At 41.5% G+C, this 21,187-nt stretch carries 20 protein-coding genes; 15 read left to right on the top strand and 5 right to left on the bottom strand.

Annotated features, from left to right (window positions below):
* Nucleotides 1–198: 198 nt before the first annotated feature.
* From glnA to tsaC, 5 genes are all read left to right on the top strand, one after another.
* Entirely contained in the window at nucleotides 199–1,605 is a 1,407-nt protein-coding gene (gene glnA, locus MUS1_RS02645; RefSeq protein WP_036158670.1) for a glutamate--ammonia ligase, read from the top strand.
* Nucleotides 1,606–1,839: 234 nt separating this feature from the next.
* Complete coding sequence (gene glnL / locus MUS1_RS02640; RefSeq protein ID WP_036158667.1) at nucleotides 1,840–2,925, top strand: nitrogen regulation protein NR(II); 1,086 nt, start codon at nucleotides 1,840–1,842, stop codon at nucleotides 2,923–2,925.
* Entirely contained in the window at nucleotides 2,922–4,358 is a 1,437-nt protein-coding gene (gene ntrC, locus MUS1_RS02635) for a nitrogen regulation protein NR(I) (protein ID WP_036158664.1), read from the top strand. The genes glnL and ntrC overlap by 4 nt, the downstream gene beginning before the upstream one ends.
* A 156-nt stretch (nucleotides 4,359–4,514) precedes the next feature.
* Nucleotides 4,515–4,895 carry a DUF3461 family protein gene (locus MUS1_RS02630; RefSeq protein WP_036158661.1) on the top strand — a complete coding sequence of 127 codons (381 nt, stop codon included), beginning with the start codon at nucleotides 4,515–4,517 and terminating at the stop codon, nucleotides 4,893–4,895.
* A 165-nt stretch (nucleotides 4,896–5,060) separates the two neighbouring features.
* Nucleotides 5,061–5,618 (top strand): L-threonylcarbamoyladenylate synthase type 1 TsaC, encoded by a 558-nt coding sequence (gene tsaC, locus MUS1_RS02625; protein WP_036158658.1) that lies wholly within the window; start codon nucleotides 5,061–5,063, stop codon nucleotides 5,616–5,618.
* Between the two features lie 126 nt (nucleotides 5,619–5,744).
* Here tsaC and MUS1_RS15630 read toward each other — a convergent pair whose 3' ends face one another.
* From MUS1_RS15630 to MUS1_RS02600, 5 genes are all read right to left on the bottom strand, one after another.
* The gene (locus tag MUS1_RS15630; protein ID WP_051436056.1) at nucleotides 5,745–6,827 is read right to left on the bottom strand and encodes a divergent polysaccharide deacetylase family protein; all 1,083 of its coding nucleotides are present in this window, start codon (nucleotides 6,825–6,827) and stop codon (nucleotides 5,745–5,747) included.
* Between the two features lie 18 nt (nucleotides 6,828–6,845).
* Nucleotides 6,846–8,123, bottom strand: coding sequence for a S41 family peptidase (locus tag MUS1_RS02615; protein WP_036158655.1), 1,278 nt, complete (start codon nucleotides 8,121–8,123; stop codon nucleotides 6,846–6,848).
* Nucleotides 8,124–8,186: 63 nt separating this feature from the next.
* Entirely contained in the window at nucleotides 8,187–9,323 is a 1,137-nt protein-coding gene (locus MUS1_RS02610) for a murein hydrolase activator EnvC family protein (protein ID WP_036158652.1), read from the bottom strand.
* A 7-nt stretch (nucleotides 9,324–9,330) separates the two neighbouring features.
* Nucleotides 9,331–10,860, bottom strand: coding sequence for a 2,3-bisphosphoglycerate-independent phosphoglycerate mutase (gene gpmI, locus MUS1_RS02605; protein WP_036158649.1), 1,530 nt, complete (start codon nucleotides 10,858–10,860; stop codon nucleotides 9,331–9,333).
* Nucleotides 10,861–10,960: 100 nt separating this feature from the next.
* Nucleotides 10,961–11,863: a LysR substrate-binding domain-containing protein gene (locus tag MUS1_RS02600; protein WP_036158646.1), complete on the bottom strand. Its 903-nt coding sequence runs from the start codon at nucleotides 11,861–11,863 to the stop codon at nucleotides 10,961–10,963.
* Between the two features lie 248 nt (nucleotides 11,864–12,111).
* On the opposite strand from MUS1_RS02600, the gene MUS1_RS02595 reads away from it, so the two are divergent.
* From MUS1_RS02595 to MUS1_RS02555, 10 genes are all read left to right on the top strand, one after another.
* A complete protein-coding gene (locus MUS1_RS02595; protein ID WP_036158643.1) occupies nucleotides 12,112–12,915 on the top strand; it encodes a DUF1338 domain-containing protein in 804 nt (267 codons plus the stop codon).
* A 160-nt stretch (nucleotides 12,916–13,075) separates the two neighbouring features.
* Nucleotides 13,076–13,495, top strand: a complete 420-nt coding sequence (locus MUS1_RS02590) for a rhodanese-like domain-containing protein (RefSeq protein ID WP_245595716.1) — start codon at nucleotides 13,076–13,078, stop codon at nucleotides 13,493–13,495.
* 10 nt (nucleotides 13,496–13,505) lie between these two features.
* Nucleotides 13,506–13,757, top strand: a complete 252-nt coding sequence (gene grxC, locus MUS1_RS02585) for a glutaredoxin 3 (protein ID WP_036158640.1) — start codon at nucleotides 13,506–13,508, stop codon at nucleotides 13,755–13,757.
* Between the two features lie 45 nt (nucleotides 13,758–13,802).
* Nucleotides 13,803–14,291 carry a protein-export chaperone SecB gene (gene secB, locus MUS1_RS02580; RefSeq protein ID WP_036158637.1) on the top strand — a complete coding sequence of 163 codons (489 nt, stop codon included), beginning with the start codon at nucleotides 13,803–13,805 and terminating at the stop codon, nucleotides 14,289–14,291.
* Nucleotides 14,292–14,538: 247 nt separating this feature from the next.
* Nucleotides 14,539–16,197, top strand: a complete 1,659-nt coding sequence (locus MUS1_RS02575; RefSeq protein WP_036158634.1) for a COG3014 family protein — start codon at nucleotides 14,539–14,541, stop codon at nucleotides 16,195–16,197.
* A gap of 53 nt (nucleotides 16,198–16,250) precedes the next feature.
* Entirely contained in the window at nucleotides 16,251–16,865 is a 615-nt protein-coding gene (locus MUS1_RS02570) for a penicillin-binding protein activator LpoB (protein ID WP_036158631.1), read from the top strand.
* A 2-nt stretch (nucleotides 16,866–16,867) separates the two neighbouring features.
* The gene (locus MUS1_RS02565) at nucleotides 16,868–17,911 is read left to right on the top strand and encodes an LPP20 family lipoprotein (RefSeq protein ID WP_051436054.1); all 1,044 of its coding nucleotides are present in this window, start codon (nucleotides 16,868–16,870) and stop codon (nucleotides 17,909–17,911) included.
* Nucleotides 17,912–18,037: 126 nt separating this feature from the next.
* Nucleotides 18,038–18,208, top strand: a complete 171-nt coding sequence (locus MUS1_RS16125) for an RSP_7527 family protein (protein WP_169731102.1) — start codon at nucleotides 18,038–18,040, stop codon at nucleotides 18,206–18,208.
* 277 nt (nucleotides 18,209–18,485) lie between these two features.
* Nucleotides 18,486–20,258, top strand: a complete 1,773-nt coding sequence (locus tag MUS1_RS02560; RefSeq protein ID WP_036158628.1) for a GGDEF domain-containing protein — start codon at nucleotides 18,486–18,488, stop codon at nucleotides 20,256–20,258.
* Between the two features lie 109 nt (nucleotides 20,259–20,367).
* Nucleotides 20,368–21,171, top strand: a complete 804-nt coding sequence (locus MUS1_RS02555) for a UDP-2,3-diacylglucosamine diphosphatase (RefSeq protein WP_036158625.1) — start codon at nucleotides 20,368–20,370, stop codon at nucleotides 21,169–21,171.
* The last annotated feature ends 16 nt before the right edge of the window (nucleotides 21,172–21,187 follow it).

The raw sequence follows: 21,187 nt of genomic DNA, 5'->3' as shown, positions 1-21,187 counted from the left end.
TGTTTTTCTTGTTATTGTGGAAGCAACTATTAAGTGCAATTTTCCAAAGATAATAGCTATCCCATTGTTATATAAGGGATTATTTTATCGCACGAAATTCTGGCACAAGTTATGCTTTATCTTTTTGAAACTGCGCTTTATATTGAAGCACCCTAAACGAAAATATTTTTTCGCTTTAATTACGACTGGAGAACAACTATGTCAAACAAGACCCTTGCCTTGATTGCTGAGCATGACGCGAAGTGGGTTGACCTTCGCTTTACTGATTTTAAAGGTAAAGAACAACACGTATCTATTCCAGCTATTACGGTAGACGAAGAATTTTTTGAAACTGGTCAGATGTTTGATGGTTCATCCATCGCTGGCTGGAAAGGCATTAATGAATCCGACATGATCATGATGCCACAGGACGATACTTGTATCATCGATCCGTTTACTGAAGAAGCTACTGTTATTCTTCGCTGTAACATCATCGAGCCTGCTACTATGCAGGGCTATGACCGTGACCCACGCTCTGTTGCTCTACGCGCAGAAGAGTTTCTTAAAGCGTCAGGCCTTGGTGATACAGCATTCTTTGGTCCAGAGCCTGAATTTTTCATCTTTGATGACGTTCGCTGGAAAACAGACATGTCTGGTAGCTCTGTAGAAATCAACGCTGAAGAAGCGGCTTGGTCTTCTAACAAGAAAATTGAAGGCGGCAACATGGGCCACCGTCCTTTCGTTAAAGGCGGTTACTTCCCTGTACCACCAGTCGATTCTCATCACGACCTTCGTGGCGCAATGTGTGGCGCAATGGAAACAATGGGCTTAGTAATCGAAGTTCATCACCATGAAGTTGCAACAGCTGGTCAAAACGAAATCGGTGCTAAATTTAACACTCTAGTTAAAAAAGCCGATGAAGTTCAGATCATGAAGTATTGTGTCCATAACGTGGCTCATGCTTACGGAAAAACAGCGACTTTCATGCCTAAACCAATCGTTGGCGATAATGGTTCTGGCATGCACGTACACCAATCTTTCTGGAAAGACGGCGAAAACCAATTCGCTGGTGATTTGTATGCTGGCCTATCTGAAATGGCGCTTTTCTACATCGGTGGTATCATCAAGCACGCTAAAGCGTTGAATGCTTTCACAAATGCTTCAACTAACTCATACAAGCGTCTTGTTCCAGGTTTCGAAGCACCAGTTATGTTGGCTTACTCAGCTCGTAACCGTTCCGCTTCTATCCGTATCCCATACGTTGCAAGCCCTAAAGGCAAGCGTATTGAAGCTCGTTTCCCTGATCCAACCGCCAACCCATACCTAGCTTTTGCAGCTATGTTGATGGCAGGCCTTGACGGTATCAAAAACAAGATTCATCCTGGCGATGCAGCAGACAAAGATCTATATGACCTTCCTGCAGAAGAAGCAGCAGCGATTCCTCAAGTTGCTGCTAGCCTAGAAGAAGCGCTTAAGTGTCTAGACGAAGATCGCGCATTCTTGACTCAAGGTGGCGTATTCTCTGACGATATGATCGATGCATACATCGAACTTAAAGCAGGCGAAGCGCAGCGTGTTGCAATGACGACAACACCACTTGAGTTCGAACTTTACTACAGCGTTTAATATTTAGACTGCTATAAAGTAATTCGAAGTCGAAAGCCCCGAGATTAATCGGGGCTTTTTTTTGCACTAAAAAAGCCAACAACACTTAGATGCACTATAATTGTGCGAATTAGATTTTATTTCCAACCAAAAACCTAACAAACAAACCATTTCACTGTGCCCAATGTTGGTTCGTTTTTTGCAACCGCAATGGGGAATGACAAAAAGCAGGAGTCAATCAGAGAGGCACATGCTGTGTATAGCTTATTAATCGACCATTTATCTACCGCCGTCCTTCAATTGAACGACAAGCTTGAGATCGAATATTTAAATCCGGCCGCTGAAATGTTGCTCGCGGTCAGCCGCCGTCGAATTTATGGCAATGACCTGGGCGCCGCTTTTCGCGAAAACGAAAATAGCATCGAAGCTTTATATTCCGCAATTGAATCAGGTCATCCGTTTACCAAACGAGAAGCCGAAATTGAACGCAGTAACGGTAAAAAACTATTTTGTGATTACACAGTAACACCTGTCATGGGAACGTCTAATGACACGGAAAGTATCATCATAGAGTTATACCCACGAGACAGAATGAAACGCATCTCACAAGAAGATGAAATCATAGCAAACCATGAATCAAGCAAAGAATTGGTGCGTGGTCTCGCTCATGAAATTAAAAACCCATTGGGTGGCATTCGTGGTGCAGCGCAATTAATTAGTCGCGCTTTTACAGACGAAGCGCTGAATGATTACACTCAAGTCATCATTGAAGAATCGGATCGTCTACGGGATTTAGTGGATCGTTTATTGGGGCCAAGACAGCTTCCAAAAATTAAACCATTGAACATACATAAAGTTATCGAACGAGTAAGGCAGCTGATTTCAGTTGAAACCAACAACCAAATTAAACTCATTCGAGATTACGACCCTAGCATTCCAGATTTAGTTGGTGACGAATCTCAGCTTATACAAGCACTGCTTAATATTACTCGAAACGCAATGCAAGCTCTCATGGAAGATGAGGAAAATCAACACAAGACCATACGTATAGTTACTCGCTCATTACGCCAATTTACCATAGGTTCAAAAAGGCATCGTTTAGTCTGTAAAGTCAGCATTATTGATAACGGACCAGGCATACCTGACGCGATTTTGAAAACACTATTTTACCCAATGGTGAGTGGGCGTGCTGATGGAACAGGCTTAGGTCTTTCCATTGCTCAATCCGTAATACATCAACATCACGGAATTATTGAGTGTAATAGCTACCCTGAAAAAACCGAATTTAACATATTAATTCCCATTGAGACGACAGTCCAAGAACAGGAGAAACACTCATGACACCAGAAGAAACGGTATGGATTGTAGACGACGATAGATCTATTCGCTGGGTATTAGAAAAAACGTTAGAACAAGAAGGCATTCAATGTCGTCTGTTTGATTCAGCAGAAAACCTCGTTAACATGCTTAATAAAGAGCAACCAAGTGCCATTATCAGCGACATTCGCATGCCAGGTATGGATGGTTTAGAGCTCTTAGAAAAACTGCAAACAGATCACCCTTATTTGCCTGTCATTATCATGACGGCACATTCAGATCTAGAAAGCGCGGTTGCCTCATATCAAGGCGGAGCATTTGAATATTTACCTAAGCCATTTGATGTAGAAGAAGCCGTCAGCCTAGTTAAACGAGCTATGCTGCACCACAAAAACGCTCGACCAAGCACTGAAGACATGGTTGAAGAAACCGCTGAGCCAGAAGTAGACAAAGAAATCATCGGTGAAGCACCAGCAATGCAGGAAGTTTTCCGTGCAATTGGCCGACTTGCCAACTCAAACATTACTGTATTGATTAATGGCGAATCCGGCACAGGTAAAGAGCTCGTTGCACAAGCACTTCATACTCACAGCCCTCGCGCAGCTAATCCGTTTATCGCTTTAAACATGGCGGCTATTCCGCATGATCTAATCGAATCAGAACTATTCGGCCATGAAAAAGGCGCCTTTACTGGTGCCAATACTCAACGACGCGGACGTTTTGAACAGGCGAATGGCGGCACTCTTTTCTTGGATGAAATTGGTGATATGCCAGCAGAAACACAAACTCGTCTATTACGTGTGTTGGCAGATGGTGAATTTTATCGCGTTGGTGGACATACAGCGGTTAAAGTGGATGTACGTATTATTGCCGCGACTCACCAAAACTTAGAAGACTTGGTTAAAAAAGGCTCTTTCCGTGAAGATTTATTTCACCGCCTAAACGTAATCCGTATTCATTTGCCTAAGTTGGCAGAACGTCGTGAAGACATTCCGAAATTGGCTCGTCACTTCTTAAGCCGTGCCGCGGATGAACTCGCCGTTGAGCCGAAAATCTTGACGAAAGAAACAGAAAACTACCTGACGCAACTTGAGTGGCCAGGTAATGTTCGACAGCTAGAAAATACGTGTCGATGGTTAATCGTCATGGCATCTGGCCGTGAAGTATTGGTCGAAGATTTACCACCTGAATTACTTGCAGCCGTTCCACATGAGCAACCTTTCGCATCTTGGGAAGAAGCTCTGAAAAACTGGGTCGATAGTGCGTTGGCTTCAGGACAAAAAGGCATACTCGATCAAGCTGTTCCTAAATTTGAACGTATCATGATCGAAACGGCATTGGCCCATACCGGTGGTCGCCGTAGAGATGCTTCGTTGCTATTAGGTTGGGGGCGAAATACATTAACTCGGAAAATCAAAGAGTTAAATATCGATCACGCTGAGCAAGATGAAGATTAATAATATCGAATAGAAAAGATAGAGTGCAGGTAAGCTTATTTATCGGTTAGCTGCGCTATCTTAACTTTCTATTATTTTTGGCTTGCATTTAGGGCCACAATCCCCTACTAATTGAAGTCTATTAATTAATCGATTACTAGTAAACGGGAAAAAGTTATGCATCCAACTCTTCAGTCCATGGGCGTCACAAGCATACAGGACATAGAAAAATTTACGTTACGTTATGAAAACGGTCATGATGTATTAAAAATTTATTACCGTCGTGAAAAAGGCTCTTTGCTGCCTAAAAGCAAAAAATTTAAGTTTGGTCGTGCAACAAAAACCGTACTTGCTGATGGCGGTCAACAGACATATCGACAAGTTCAAGAGCCTTCTCTAATTGTGTTACGAGCAATGGAAGAACTTGAACAAATTGTTGGCAAACAGCATGCTACAAAAGCATCAAAAGACGATTTAGTAAAAGAGCTTGAGCACTTGGAAAAAGTGGTTAATAGCAAAATTGCTGAAATCAAAGAAAAAATTAATTCTATGCAATAAACACACTTTTATTAACTTATTCTTATTCGTTTAATTATTGTTGTGTATAAAGTATTTCTTCATATTGGCTGAATGATTCATTCGGCCAATATCGTCTACTGGCTCCACCTGTAAAATCTCGCTACAATCCATTTCTCTCTATTTTCTAGCAGCGTAACGTTTCTTATGCGTCTTATTACTTCTGAATCAGAACTTGCCCATATTCTAAAACAAGGTGGCGTTATTGCTTACCCAACCGAAGCGGTTTGGGGATTAGGCTGTGACCCATATAATGAGAAAGCTGTCAGACGAATTTTAGAACTCAAATCACGCCCTGAATACAAAGGGCTTATTCTTGTTGCGGGCGAAGAAAAAGAATTGGCGCCTTGGCTGTCATTACTTGATGACGATGCAAAACAGCGCCTGATAAGCAAAAGTGATACACCCACATCTTGGGTTGTGCCTGATACTGAAATCACTCCAAGCTGGGTCAGAGGTGAACACGAAAGTGTTGCCATACGCCTATCACAACATGCGTCAGTTCAACGTCTTTGCAAAGCGTTTCAAGGTGTCATTGTATCAACATCAGCTAACCCTGCAGGCCTTCCACCAGCGATGAGTATCGACGAAATAAATATTTACTTTGGAGATAACATTGACGCTATTTTTGATGCGTCTCTAGGGAAAGCATCTCAACCTTCACAAGTTCGAGACATTGTCACCGACACTCTTTTCAGAGCCTAATACACAGCCAATCTGTGCAAAAGAGCACAACTTATTCACAAAAAGAAATGAATCGACATATCGCTCTGTGTATAAAGCAAAGCGAGGGATTAATAAGCGCTGCTGGTCATGCTTATTTATACGTATTTAATTTACTTCAGGAGGAGAGAGAAGAACACTAGACAAAGGAACAAGGCGAACACCATCCTCTTCTAAATGGTTAAGACGCTTTTGAAGATAAGCCATAGTTTCCGGATAAGGGTGTCCTATTGCCAAAACACTTCCGTGCTTCTTAGCTAATTTAAGCAAACGAGAAAATTGCCTATCAATCGCTTGCTCTGTGCGTATATTATCCAAGAAAACATCTCGACTAACAGTTTTCAAACCATGTTCTTGAGCGGTCTTTTCCGCCACACTTTTTGGGCTGGTTAAACTATCAATAAAGAAAAGTGATCGGCCTTTTAGTACTTCCATAACCCACTTCATCGAATCAGATTTTGTCGTTAACAAGCTTCCCATATGATTATTAACGCCTTGTATTCCAGGTAACCCGTCTAAACTATCCTGTAATCTTGTCTTTAATTCTTGCTCTGTCATTTTTGCATATAAACCACCAGGCCCTAATTTTAATGCGCGCTGATTTTCCATGGGTGCATGAAGTAAGGTAATGCGCTTTTGTTTTTGAGCTGTTAATGCCGTTTGTCGGGCAAAAGGCGTCTCAGGTAAAATCGCCAATGCAACTTCTGTAGGTAACGCTAAGGAAGACTCCATACCATGTCGGTTGTAGCCTAGATCATCGATCAATATGGCGATTTTAGCCATTTTAGGATGCACATCAACCGCTAATATTTTCGAAGGAAGTTTCTTTTTTTTATCGAATTGAGAGTCTAGATAATGGTTTTTTTCAGACGTTTTATGGGGTTCATCGCTCGGCAGCGAATCTAAGAAAGGAACGATTGCCGGAACCCAAGGCTTATTACCCTCTAATATAGACTGCCCCAATAAGATTGACTGGCTTTGCTCGCCAACAACTGGGCCTAAGCTATTGGGTAAAATGACATCTTGCTGAGTAACGAGCACATCTTTATATATATCAAGAACGCTATTCGTTTTATTTGGCTTTTCGCTTGCCAGTACAGGCAAACTCATCACAAGTAGTCCAGTGATGAACAAACCTATCGTGAAAATATTTTTACCTAAATTAAACTCAGCCTTAATCATAGAAAACATATCTATTAACAAACTCTTTTACTGTTTTTGGATTAGTTTAGGTAACGTTTTTAGAATACTTACCGCTTGAAATAGCTGGAAATCCGTTTTTGCTAACTCACTAAGGTCTAATGCCACATCAGCACTGGTTCGCTCTTCTCCCCCCGTGCCATTACCCAAATGACCTTTCAACTCGGCTTCTTTGACAAAAAACTGGCCTTTATTAAAAGTAAGTGTGGCTTGAGGAATCACCAGATCAGGCGTAATGCCTTGCGCCTGTATCGAACGACCATTAGGCGTGTAATACAGTGCAGTTGTTAATTTCACGGCATCGCCATTAGACAAAGGAACTACCGTTTGAACCGAGCCTTTACCAAACGTCTCTGCTCCCAAAATAATTGCACGACCATGATCCTGCAATGCGCCAGCAACAATTTCAGACGCCGAAGCAGACCCTTCATTAACAAGCACCACGACTGGAACTGTAGCGAGCTTGGTATTGCCTTTTGACGCAACAAACTGGCTTTTTGAAATGTCATGACGACCACTGGTATAAACGATCATACCCTCATCAATAAAAGCATCGACGATGGCGACAGCGCTTTGTAACACGCCACCTGGATTATTACGCAAATCCAATACAACACCGTCTATTGGATGCTCTTGCTTAATTTCATCAATCGCTTTATAGAACTCTACACCACTATCGCCTTGGAACTGACTAATACGAAAATAAGCAATGTTGCCATCTAACCATTTTTTAGACACACTTTCTTCTTCAACCAAACGGCGCGTCAATTCATAGTGTTTAACTTCGCCATCTCGCTCAACATCAAGCGCTACTTTAGTACCCACTTCACCACGCATCAGCAAAACAATGTCTTGCATTCCAAGACCTGTAATAAGAGTACTGTCAATTCTGATGACCACATCACCTGGCAAGATTCCAGCTTCTGAGGCTGCAGAACCATCAACTGGTGTCACGATAACAAGATTACCGTCTCTTAGTTCAACCTCAACACCTATGCCAGCGTAGTTCCCTGATGTCAGTTCATTGAAATCTACCAATTCATCTTTCGTAAAGTACTCTGAATGTGGATCAAGCCCTGAAACCATACCTTTTAAAGCTTTTTTTACAATATCTTCGTCCGACAAAACTTCCACGTAACCTTCACGAATCGTTTCAAAAATCTCAACGAAAGACTGTATCTCAGCAGTGGGCAAGGTACCCTCGCCTTGAGGCTCTGCAGATAAAGCAAGTTGCGGCAATAATGTAATAACGAAAAGAAGAGTTTTCTGACGTAAAGAACTGATCATGTTTATTCCTATCACTTTTTAGTGTGACTATTTTAGTCAGTGAAACGATTCAAGTAGTGTAAGTTAACCCGCCACCCAAGACAGCGGTTTTAATGGTGTACCGTTATGACGAATAGCAAAGAATAAAGCAGGATCCGGTCGACCACCAGAACTTCCAACCATAGCGACCACATCATTTGCGGTCACCCATTCCCCTACGTCTTTCAATAAACTTTGGTTATATCCATACAGTGACATATAACCATCGCCATGATCTACGATCAGTAAGAAACCAAAGCCTCGCAACCAGTCTGAAAAAACCACTCGCCCTTGATAAATCGCATGAACAGAATCACCTTCTCGTGCTCTTAATGTCACACCACCTAAATTAACACTGCCATCAGTAGGCAATGTTGAAAGCGTTTTTAGAGGACGAGCTAACTTTCCACGTTGAGAGGCAAAAGGAACATCTTGATCTGGAATTTGAACATCAGCAAGTACCTGCTCTAAACGTTGAAGCATTTCCTGTAAATTCTGCTGATCTTTTTTTAACTGCTGAGAACGCTTATCGCCTTGCGCTAAATCTTGGTCTAATTTCGCTAATAAGCTACGGCGCTCTACTTGTTGGCTAGCAAGACGCGTACGCTCTTCCTTCAACAAAACCTCCTCCCTCGCTTGCTGAGCCCGATGGCTTCGAATGCTTTTTTCGACTAAATTTAAATCGCTGACTTCATTAACAAAACCATTTATCAAAGACTGTCTGGCATTTGAAAAATACCGATTGTATTGCACCAAACGTTCCGAATCTTCCGAGTTATCGCCATTCAATAATAGCTTAATACTTTCTTCATCACCGGAACGATAAACCGCCCTAAGTTGGGCGGCTATTTGTTCGTTCTGCTGTTGAATGCTTAACTGAAGAGACCGCTGCTGCACTCTTAATGAGCCAAGCTGCTTCTCTCCTTTTTTTAAGCTTTCCTGAGTTTCTTGGATTTTTCTTAACAACTTTTGAATTTCTTTGTCTTGTCCTTCAAGCTGTTTTTCCACATCAGATCGCTCAGATTTAACGTCCTTCAGCCAAGTATTGAGCTTTTTCAAATCTTTTTGTAAGGCTTGAATTTGTTGTTTGGCTTCTTCTGGTGTTTGCGGCGCTCCTGCTGACCAACCAAGGCTGGGCAGCAGGAATAAACACACCAATAGATAACGAAAAATCAAGGTCATCCTAACCTCACGCTTTCGTAAGCAAGCTTACGCCAGTCATTTCAGCCGGTTTTTCCATTCCCATCATATCCAACAAAGTAGGTGCAAGGTCACATAAAGCACCTTCTTTTATACCTAAACCCTGAGTCGGTGTTAGCAAAACCAAAGGAACAGGACCAATCGTATGAGAGGTCAATGGTTGTGAGCCGTCTTCGCTCAACATTTGTTCCACATTACCGTGATCCGCCGTAACCAAACACTGACCACCGTTTACTTTTAAAGCTTCAACAATACGGCCTAAACAAGCGTCTACCGCTTCAACGGCTTTTACTGCAGCGTCAAAAATGCCGCTGTGACCAACCATGTCGCCATTCGCAAAGTTACAAATAATCGTATCGTATTTACCCGCTTCGATAACTTCAACCAGTTTATCCGTTACTTCAGGTGCGCTCATTTCTGGTTTAAGATCGTAAGTCGCAACATTCGGAGAGGGAATCAACTCGCGCTCTTCGCCTTCAAACAAAGCCTCTTCACCACCGTTAAAGAAAAACGTTACATGAGCGTACTTTTCGGTTTCTGCGATACGAAGTTGTTTTTTACCCGCTTTCGCAAGCACTTCACCCAGCGTATTACTTAAAGCAACAGGTGGGAAAGCCACGTCTGCTGCAATATTGGAAGCAAATTCAGTAAAAGTAACAAACGAGGCTAATTTTGGATAAGCCACGCGTTCAAAGCCATCAAATCCAGCGTCGGTGAAAGCTCTTGTTAATTGACGAGCACGATCAGGACGGAAGTTAGCAAAAATAACGGCATCACCGTCTTGTAATGGCACAGGTTCACCAATCACACTGGCTTTAACAAATTCGTCGTTTTCATCACGGTCGTAAGCCGCTTGAATCGCCTCTTCCGCAGTATTAGCTTGGAACTGTCCTTTACCTAACACGATTGCATCATAGGCAGTTTGAACCCGATCCCAACGATTATCACGATCCATTGCGTAGTAGCGACCCGTTAGTGTCGCGATCTTACCGACACCCAGTTCTGCTAGTTTTGCTTCCAGTGCCGCAGTCGGTGTTTTTGCGGAACGTGGTGGTGTGTCTCGGCCATCCGTAAAACCATGAACATAAACTGCTTTCGCGCCACGTTTTACAGCCAATTCGCACATTGCCATGATTTGTTCATGATGGCTGTGAACACCGCCATCAGAAAGTAGACCTAAAATATGAACCGCTTTGTTTGCAGCAACCGCTTTATCAACCGCATTAACTAGGGCTTCGTTTTCAAAAAACGTACCGTCATCAATCGCTTTACCAATACGAGTAAAATTTTGGTAAACCACACGACCAGCACCTAAATTCATGTGTCCAACTTCAGAATTACCCATTTGACCTTCAGGTAAACCAACAGCCAAGCCTGATGTTTTAATCAAGGCATGAGGATTATTATTCCAAAGCGCATCCCAGTTTGGTGTATTCGCCGCGGCAATGGCATTAGATGTCGATGTTTCACTGTAACCCCAACCGTCAAGGATGAAGAGCGCTGTTGTCTTTTTGTTCATATTAATCTATCCCGTAAACTAATCATGATTATCACTTGATACTAACACAGGCTTGTAATTTTGTTACAGAGTCCGTGCCTATTCAGACTATTAATTTTGCTTATGATAATTTCTGTTTTGCCAATAACCAATCTCGAAAAACAACCACTTGTTCTAAATCTGCCTTATCTGCTGGATATGATAAAAGGTACTCATGAGGCGTTGATACTTGTTTCCCAAACGGTGCCACCAGCTCGCCCATTTGTAAGCTACGCGTTGCTAGAACCGTGGGTAGAATCGCAAGCCCCATACCATTTTTAGCCGCTTCAAGAACCATATGAAAGTGGGCAAACGAAGCTCCGGCAAAAGAACCACTTTCTAAGCCTTGAGAAACCATCCAATCTGGCCAAGCATTAATACGCGAAGATAAATGTAAAAACGGAAAAGAAGTAACATCTTCAGGTTCCCATTGTTTATCCCCTTTTCCGCCAACTCGTTCTAGCAAGGATGGAGAACAAACCGCCACGACATTTTCTCGCATTAACTGATGAGACACAGCTCTAGGCCAATGATCACCACCATAATGCAAAATAATATCAATGTTTTCTGAATCGATTTTGGCGGCATCGCCCAAAGAACGAACCTTGATTTGAAATTGCGGATGAAGCAGCTGAAATTCAGCAAGGTGAGGCATTAGCCAATATGAAGCAAGTGTGGGTAAAGCGGAAATAGTTAAGGTGGTTTTTTCGTCTTCTCGATGCAACATACGCAAACACGCGTTTTCCATGCCGTCCAGTAAAGGCACAACCTCTTTGTAATAAGCGGCTCCCGTTCCGGTCAACACTAGACGTTTGTTTAATCGAATAAACAAATCACGAGATAAGAATTCTTCTAGATTACGAATCTGACGGCTAACCGCACTTTGAGTCAGATATAACTCTTCTGCCGCCTTAGTAAAACTTAGATGTCGAACGGACGCTTCAAAGCATTTTAAAGCAGTAGACGATGGAATATAACGGCGCATCTAGACGTTGCTCATAAATCAAAAAAGAAGGTAATAACTCTATCCTATATTGCCAGTATTCCCAACCTGTTAAAACAACTTCCGCACCAGAAAGAGGCATTCATTACGACAAATATAATGCTCTTAATCATTCTCCGTCGCATGCAATTTATGAATCACATAATGCTTATATATCTTTTGCGTCATACATCATAATTACACTAGAGTGAGTGCAATCTTTATTGACAATAATTTATGCTGGAAACCCTATGACTCCTTCTGATTTTTTTAGTGCTTTATGGAACAGTTACACTCAAATCACGCCACAGGCTCAGCGTATTCAACAATTGTTTGAAAGCCATGGGGAAACCGTATTAAACGATCACGTCGCGTTTCGTACCTTCAATAATTCCCCCATCTCATTGGCAAAATTAGAACCTCAACTCAAGGCCATAGGTTACGAAGCTTACGGTGCTTTTCGTTTTGAGAGTAAACACCTAAAAGCCCGTTGTTATAAACACGAAACCGATGCTGACTCACCAAAAATATTTTTATCTGAATTGTTAGTCGAAGAATTGCCTCAAACCTGCCAAGACATTATTGGCAAGTTTATCGCTCAAATCCCAGCAGATACTGTGCGAAGTCCTGCCATTTTTTGGGCAGGTAAATTATGGGAAACACCAACAGAAGAAGAATACTTAATATTATCGAAACACAGTGAATACGCTGCTTGGTTATCAACCATGGGCTTACAAGCAAACCATTTTACTGTCAGCATCAATCACTTAAAAAAATTCCCAACCATAGAATCCGTCAATTCCCTATTGCACGATGAAGGTTACGCTTTAAATGAGGCAGGAGGATTAGTAAAAGGAACACCAGCGTCTTTCCTAGAACAATCTTCTACTATGGCAGATAAAATTATTTATACCTTTGCAAACGGCACCCAAAAAACTATTCCGAGTTGTTTCTACGAGTTTGCTCTTCGCCACGTCCAACCTAACGGAATGTTGTTTGATAGTTTTATTGAAGGTAACGCAGACAAAATTTTCGATTCGACTAACACCAAATAAATTAGCCCCTCTAAAAACGAGCTTTTCGGAGCTCGCTTTTTCATTTTCCATCTCAATTATCGCTTTCCTCTATCATATCTTTGTCACCTTTGAATGAGAGTATGTACCGATTACGCTTGCCGTGTATAATGCGGACAGTTTTTATATGGGCTTTAAGATTATGATGAACCAATTTATTGAATTTGCTACTAACCACTGGGAAATGGTCGCTGTTTTTATGGCGATTCTTGCAACATTGCTTTTTGTTGAAAGTAAAGGTGGCGCACCGGGACTAACGGCTTCTGCAGCTACTACACTAATAAACACAGAAGATGCGATTATTGTCGACATCCGCCCTGAAAAGGAATTCAGCACGGGTCATATCACTGGTGCCATGAATATTCCTGCGACAAAAATGAAAGAAAACCTAAACCGTCTTGAGAAACACAAAGATGCCCCAATCATTTTAGTATGTAAATCTGGTATGACTTCTGGATCAAGTGCAAAAGACTTGAAAAAAGAAGGCTTCACGAAACTATACAAACTTCAAGGCGGCATTGCTGAATGGCAATCATCTAACCTGCCTTTAGTAAAAGGGTAATACAAAAATCATGTCTACCGTAACTATCTATTCAAGCAATTACTGTCCTTTTTGTACTCGAGCAAAACAACTGCTTGCGTCTAAAAACATTGCATTCAATGAAATTAATGTGGATGGCAATAACAAACTTCGCCAAGAGATGACGAAAAAAAGCGGCCGGACGTCTGTACCGCAAATTTGGATTGGCGAGCAGCACGTCGGTGGTTGTGATGATCTTTTTGATCTGGAACGCTCGAAAAAACTTGATGCATTACTTGCTTAATAATAGTGATTAGATCGTATTCTAAAATAAAGATAAGGAACAACAATGTCTGATACAACTGAAGTAAACTCTGCAGCCGAAACACAAGAAGCTCAAGCACCACAACTGTCTTTGCAGCGTATTTTTTTGAAAGACATTTCTTTTGAATCGCCACGCTCTCCAATGATTTTTCAAGAAGAGTGGAAACCAGAAGTAGGCTTAGAATTAAACACGAAAAGCCGTCAAGTTGGCGAAAACGTCTATGAAATCGTTCTTGAAATTACCGTTACCGTTAAAAACAATGGCGAGACTGGCTTCCTAGTTCAAGTTCAACAAGGTGGTTTGTTTGTTATTTCTGGTTTAGATGATCAGCAATTACACCATGCTTTGGGTGCTTTTTGCCCTGCTACTATTTTCCCATACGCTCGTGAGAACATTGATGCTGTAGTCACCAAAGGCAGCTTTGCTCCACTTATGTTGGCACCAATTAACTTTGATGCGCTTTATGTAGAAAGCCTACAGAAACAACAAGCTGCAGCAGAAACAACGCAATAGTAAATATTACTTAGTTGTAAAAAGCACTAAAACACAAGTACGATAAAAAGGAGGCTGTATGCCTCCTTTTTTTGTAGCATACTAATAAATTCAAATCACTCATCAGCCAACGCAGAAAGTATGATTAAAAAGAAAAAGAAACCTTGTCCATATTGTCTTAAAGCTCGCTGGCTGGCGCTTTATCTGAGCTGCTTGGTTTTACTCGCAATACTGTTTGCAAATCAGTTTTTAGACAAGGGACTTTAATGTGAAATGGATTTTTATTTGGCTGAATCTCTTACTTTTAACAGGCTGTGCGACCTACAAACAAAGCATTGATGAAGGCCTAAGCTTAGCAAAAGAAGGCAATTGGCAAGCCGCCGAAAGCAAATTAGAAGGCGTTCTGGATAACCCTCAAGACCAACTTCTGTATTATTTAGAAATTGGTACGCTTGCACAAAACCAAGGTGATTTCGAACGCAGCAATGAACTCCTCGAAAAAGCGGACCGACTCAGCGACACATTCTTCCAAGACAGCTTTTCCAATCGCTCATGGGCATTATTAAGTAACCCAAGACAGAGCAACTACCGCGGTAACGGTATCGAGCGCGTTTATATCAGCCATTTAAAATCTCTGAATTATCTCGCTCTTGCGGAGCAGGCAACCTCACCCTCAGAAAGACTTAAACTCAACGATGCAGCCCTTGTAGAAGTGCGACGCATCGATGTAAAACTGAACGAAATCCGCGCTCAAAATCCAAGTTACCAAGACCTAGACGAAAAAGAAAACCAAGCTTTCTACATGAAAGCACTTAGCTGGCTAGGTGGCTTCTATACAGGCGGACGCGACACAGACCAATTCCTTTATCGTGATGACGCATGGGCCCGTTACATGGAAGGTCTACAATACGAAATGAATAAAGAATACGATGACGCCCGAATCAGCTATCAAAAATCAGCAGAACTCTATGAAGCGGGTTACGCAAAACAATATGCTTTATCCGGCCTCACTGCAGAGCGCGCATGGTTAGATGTTATTCGTATGATGAAAAAAGGCGGTTTTAGTCAGGATGAAATTCAGCAAAAAAGCACACAGAAATTGTCTTCGACTATGCAAGATACTCTGCAGCAATATCATAATGGTGACGCCGAACTGGTTGTTTTAGAACACCAAGGTTTCATTCCAGCTAAAAGTGAAATGACTTTATTACTTTATGCTGATACTCGTGCTTATTCCTTAGTACTTGAACCCATTTATGCCGGTGGGCGTATGGAAAATAACGATGCATTCCGTTGGTTCACTATGGTTTACGCTGACATTAATCCACTTAATCTAATCGCCAATTACAAAGCTGGTGGTGCTTGGGGAACCTTTTCCGGTGTGTTCACTAAACGTATTATTCTTGGCTCTGCTGTTTGGCAACAACTAAGAGCGCTCAAGGTTGATGGCCTCTTAAACCAGCAGCCAATACGCGTTACTGTGCCTTATTATCAACGCTATACATTAGATAACCAACAACCCAAATTACAGATCAATGACGTGACAAAAACCAATAGTTTAAGAATGACATCGCTCGCTGACATTGCCTTCCAAGAGCAATTAGCACAAGGACAGAGAGACATATACGAAGGTTTAACCAGAGAACTTTTGCGTAGCTGGTTGGCTTATCAAATCACCTCCAATGTCCAAGATGAAGGCGCAGCGTTATTATTGAACTTCATTGGTCAAGTTGCCGTCTTCGCATCTTCCGCTGCCGATACTCGGAATTGGTTAACGCTCCCAGCACAAATCAGGCTAACGCGAGAGCCATTGGCTCCAGGCAAATATGACCCAAGCTACACAGTAAATAAACAACATTTCTCTCTAGGAAAGATTACTCTAGAGCCAAATAAAATTAAACTGTGGAATCTACGCAACCCCGGCTAAATTGATTACACTGAATGCTTAGCATCAGACAAAACGGACGTAAGGAAAATATTATGAACAGTAATAAAATCAAATCACCTTTATGGAAAGGCTTTTTCACCTTGTTTGTCGCTGTATTACTAACAGCCTGCTCTAGTGGCAGCGTACAGCGACTTGATGCCAATGAAGAAGTCGCTTTGTCTGATCGTTGGAATGACACAGACTCCCGTCTGGTAGCAGAAGAGATGATAGGCGACATGCTTACCTTTCCATGGTTCCGTGATTATAACTTCAGCCAGAAAGGCAATCCGACGGTGATTGTTCAAACGATTCGTAACAAGTCGTCTGAGCATATTCCTGTTGACACTTTTATCAATGACATCAAACGCAGCCTTTTACGTGCCGGCAAAGTAGATTTTGTTGTTTCTGGTGCAGAACGTGACGACATTCGTAACGAACGTGAAGAGCAAGAATTGAATGCAGCACCCGGCACAGTCGCTCAGTTTGGCTTAGAACAGGGTGCAGGTTTCGCTCTTTCAGGTACGATTAACTCGATTGTCGATTCCAATGGTGACCAACGCGTTAGTTTTTATCAGGTAGATTTAAAACTGATCGATATGACAACCAACCGTGAAGTTTGGAACGGTCAGAAGAAAATCAAAAAATTAGCGGATAAAGGCTTCTTCTAACCATGATATTTTCTTCGCGCTCCAAATTGCTATTAGGCTCAAAAACGTCAAAGTGGGTACTGACCATTGGTTTAGTATCCGCTTTAACAGGCTGTATTGGTTCAAACACCAAAACAGAAAAGGCGGATGACATTCCAAGTTGGGTAACATCGCCACCTAAAAGCAGCACATACATTTACGGTGTTGGCAGCGCGGATAAAATCGAAAATATCGCCTTGGCGTTTATTCAAGCAGAGCAAAATGGCAATGTCCAAATTGCTCAGCAACTTCGAACCCAAGTTAGCCAAACGAATACGCAAGACACACAAGTAACCTCTAATCAAAACGGTGAACAGGTTCTAAAGCGACAAACTGCCTACACCCAAGTTACGACAGCACCGATTGAACTAGAGCAAGCAATTAATGAACAACGCTTTGCCGGTGAAAACTACGTCTATGCCTTACAATCCATTAACCGTTCCCGCGTCATTACAAAATTGACCAACGAATTAAATGAATTAGATGACACTATTCGTAAACAAGCAGCATCATTAAGCACCTCTGTGAACCAACCACCAGCCACAGAAGATTGGCAAACTTACATGAAGCTAATTCCTTATTTTGCACAGCGCACTTCTTACGTTGATGACCTAGACCTTTACTCCTTACAAAGCTCTCCAGCGGGCAAAGCGGCACAAGATATTCAAGACATTGAGCAACAGCTTGGACAAGCCCTATTTAACTATGGCTTTGATGTCTCTAACACAAAGCAAGCCAATGAATTGGCCAGTGCTTTATCCAAATATGGTTTAACACCAAAAAATAATTCCGTGTTCACTCTCAAAAGCACAACAAGCCAAAATAGTGAAACTCAATCTGGGCGCTTTTATGTTTTTGAAAACGGCACTCTGGAGCTTATCGGCCCATCAGGTGCTCGTATTGCATCATGGACAGTAAGCTCAAGAGGGATAGCGAAAAACCAACAAAACGCCGAGGCTCAGGCCATCGAGAATTGGTCAACACAAGCAATCGAAGCGATGTTTACTTGGTTAACTCGCTTAGAGTAATACCCTCACCTAAAAGATTGATGAATTTTTCTAACCTATTAGCTGAAATTTGATCGTTTGCCGATCGATTGGTCAACTCCTATTATATGTATTGTCAAAGACGACATATCTATTAGGAGAAAGACCATGAAAAACGAATTGAAATATGATGACTTCGGTAACTTCGATGCTGACTACTATGTTGAACAAGCTTACGCATTACGTCGTGCATACTATGCAGAAATCGCTAAAAACGCCGTAGCAAATGTAAAAGCATTCTTCGCTAGCTTAACTATTCGCACAATGAAATCTGCGTAATAGCCATTAGCACTATGCTAATAAAGTACCCAATGTTCCCGATGATCGAGAAGTTATAATAAGAAATCGATCCGGTAACGGGTTCCTTTGTTAAACAAATCTAAACCCATTTATTATTCCGCTCAAACACTTCTCAGTAATTTTTACATAGCAAAAAACACTCTTCGTTAAAAATATAAAACCTATTTTTTGTCCTTCATCTAGTCATCATAATGTCACAAATATGACATAAACTCTTATCTTAGTTAATTTTCAATCGCCAAATATTCGAGATAAAATGATTCACATTGATGACAAGATACTGCTTGAAAAAATTCTAGAAAATAGGTTGATTACACCTTATTTCCAACCTATCTATGACTTAAATAACGGCCAAATTTATGGTCATGAGGCTCTGTCTCGAGGCCCTCAAGATTCCAAACTATTCTCCCCTGATCCATTATTCACTCTCGCTCAACAGGAAGGAAAGCTGCATAAGCTTGAACTACTGTGTCGTGAAAAAGCACTTTCTAAATTTTCGGATCTCGCTTTAAAAGGCCGATTATTTTTAAACGTGAGTGCTTCTTTATTGGCTTCTCCAGACCACCAAAAAGGTATGACCCTGTCTATCCTTAACGAACTTGGTTTGGATCAAAAAAATATTGTTATTGAATTATCAGAACAACATCCTTACGACCATAATGGTTTACCTCGCTCTAGTGTTGATCATTATCGAGAGATGGGATTCCAAGTGGCAATTGATGACCTTGGTGTTGGCTATTCTGGGTTACAACTTTGGTCTGAGTTACAGCCAGATATTGTTAAAATAGATAAACACTTTATTAAAGATATTGATAAAGATGAAATCAAACGAGAGTTCGTACGCTCTATTCTCACCATCGCACAACGCTTAAATTGCCTATTGATTGCAGAAGGCATAGAAACACAACAAGAACTAGATCAGTTGATTGAGATTGGAGTCGCCTTTGGTCAAGGTTATTTTCTTGGGCGACCAACGGATAATCCAGCCTTTACGACCCACCCTTATTTGGTTAATCAAGCTCAGCGACGCTCGCAATTTCAAGTTGATCATTCCGAAACCGTACAAACACTCTGCCGCACAACACCATGTCTACATGAAACCAGCCTTCTCGATGAAGCTTCGGCATACTTTAAAAAGCATCAAGATCTTATTGCCATCACCATACTCAATGACAACGACATGCCTGTTGGCGTAGTCAGACGGCATCAACTTCATGAACTTTTTTCTACACCCTATGGTCGAGCACTTTACGAACTCAAGCCAGTCACACATCTAATAAACAGCGATGTCCTTATTGTTGAAAGTAACGTCAGTCTTTCCAGTGTTTCTACTTTAATGACCAATCAAGAAGCGGATACGCTAAACAACGAAATCATTGTTGTTCGTAACGGCAAGTTTATTGGCACAGGTCACCTAAGAGATCTTTTAAAACGCATTACCGAATTAAAAATCCAAAATGCGACCTATTCAAATCCTCTTACCTTATTACCAGGAAACGTCCCAATTCATCGAGAAGTCAGTCGTCGCTTAATCGCAGAAGACAGTTTTCATGTGGCGTACTTTGATTTGAATGACTTCAAACCTTTTAATGATTTTTTTGGTTATTCAAAAGGCGATGCAGTCATTCAACTGGTTGGCAGCTTAATCAAAGATGTTGTTTTGCCAGACAATAATTTTATCGGTCATATTGGCGGCGACGATTTCGTTGTTATCTTTGGGGATTCAGATTGGCAGCAGCAATGTGAGACAATCTTGACTATGTTCACAAGCAGAATACGTGATTTTTACTCTGACGATATTCTAAACGAAGGTGGTGTTTGGACAAAAAATCGTCAAGGTACAACTCTCTTTCATCCGATTTTAAGCTTAGCGATTGGCGTTGTTAACCCCGATTCAAAGCAATGCAAAAATCATCATCAAGTGGCTGAAATGGCGGCTCAAGCAAAAAAATCAGCGAAGCAAAAAGGCGGTAATCATTTATATTTACAGCCTTACCTTGTCACATCAAAATTCGAAATAACGGTTTAATTTTCTGTTATTTAACTGTCATAAAGAAAGCATGAGTTTGTCATAAATACGGCTTAGTCTAGAAGTGATCAGACCGATTACGCTAGCAACAAGCTACAATGAGGTGTTTATGCAAACTACGTTTCGATCCGTGTTTATTTCTGATGTTCACCTAGGAACAAAAGCCTGTCAGGCGATTCATTTGTTGGATTTTTTGAAAAGCATTCAAACAGACACGCTTTATTTAGTTGGCGATATTATCGACTTACAAGAGATGCGCCATAAAGCCTATTTTGTTGATACTCACCAACAAGTGGTTGAGCAAGTATTAAATATGGCGAAGTCCGGTACTAAAGTGATTTACATTCCTGGCAACCATGACGCATTCTTCCGCCAATTTGCAGGGCAAAACTTATCTGGCATTGATATTAAAATGAACGATCGCCATAAAACGGCAGACGGCCGAACCTTCCATGTTAGCCACGGGGATGAATTTGACAGCATGGTAAAAATTAGCCCACTCATGCTCACCATTGGCGACCGAGCACATGGCGTCATGTTGTCACTAAACCAATGGATAAATGGCGCAAGACGACTGATTGGTTTGCCTTATTGGTCACTTGCAGGCTATTTGAAAAGCCACATCAGCAAAGCCAAAGAGTTTATCGAACGATTTGAAACAGCGGCTTTAAAATCAGCGAAAAACCAGAAAGTAGATGGGTATATTTGCGGACATATTCACTTTGCCTCATTCAAAATGAAAGATGACATTCTTTACTGTAACGATGGCGACTGGGTTGAACATTGCACCGCGCTAACGGAATCAGCGGCTGGCGAACTGAGTTTATTACATTGGTCAGAGTTGCCAAAAATCATCGCGACCGAGCCAAAAATAGAAGATTGGGGTTATGAGCCAGTGCCATCAAACAGCTGAACCTACTCAGGGTCAA

The organism is Marinomonas ushuaiensis DSM 15871 (genome assembly GCF_000521805.1).
GTDB classification, from domain to species: Bacteria; Pseudomonadota; Gammaproteobacteria; order Pseudomonadales; family Marinomonadaceae; genus Marinomonas; species Marinomonas ushuaiensis.
The sequence above is the reverse complement of the archived record's forward strand: the minus strand, read 5'-3'. Positions and strand labels throughout refer to the sequence as shown.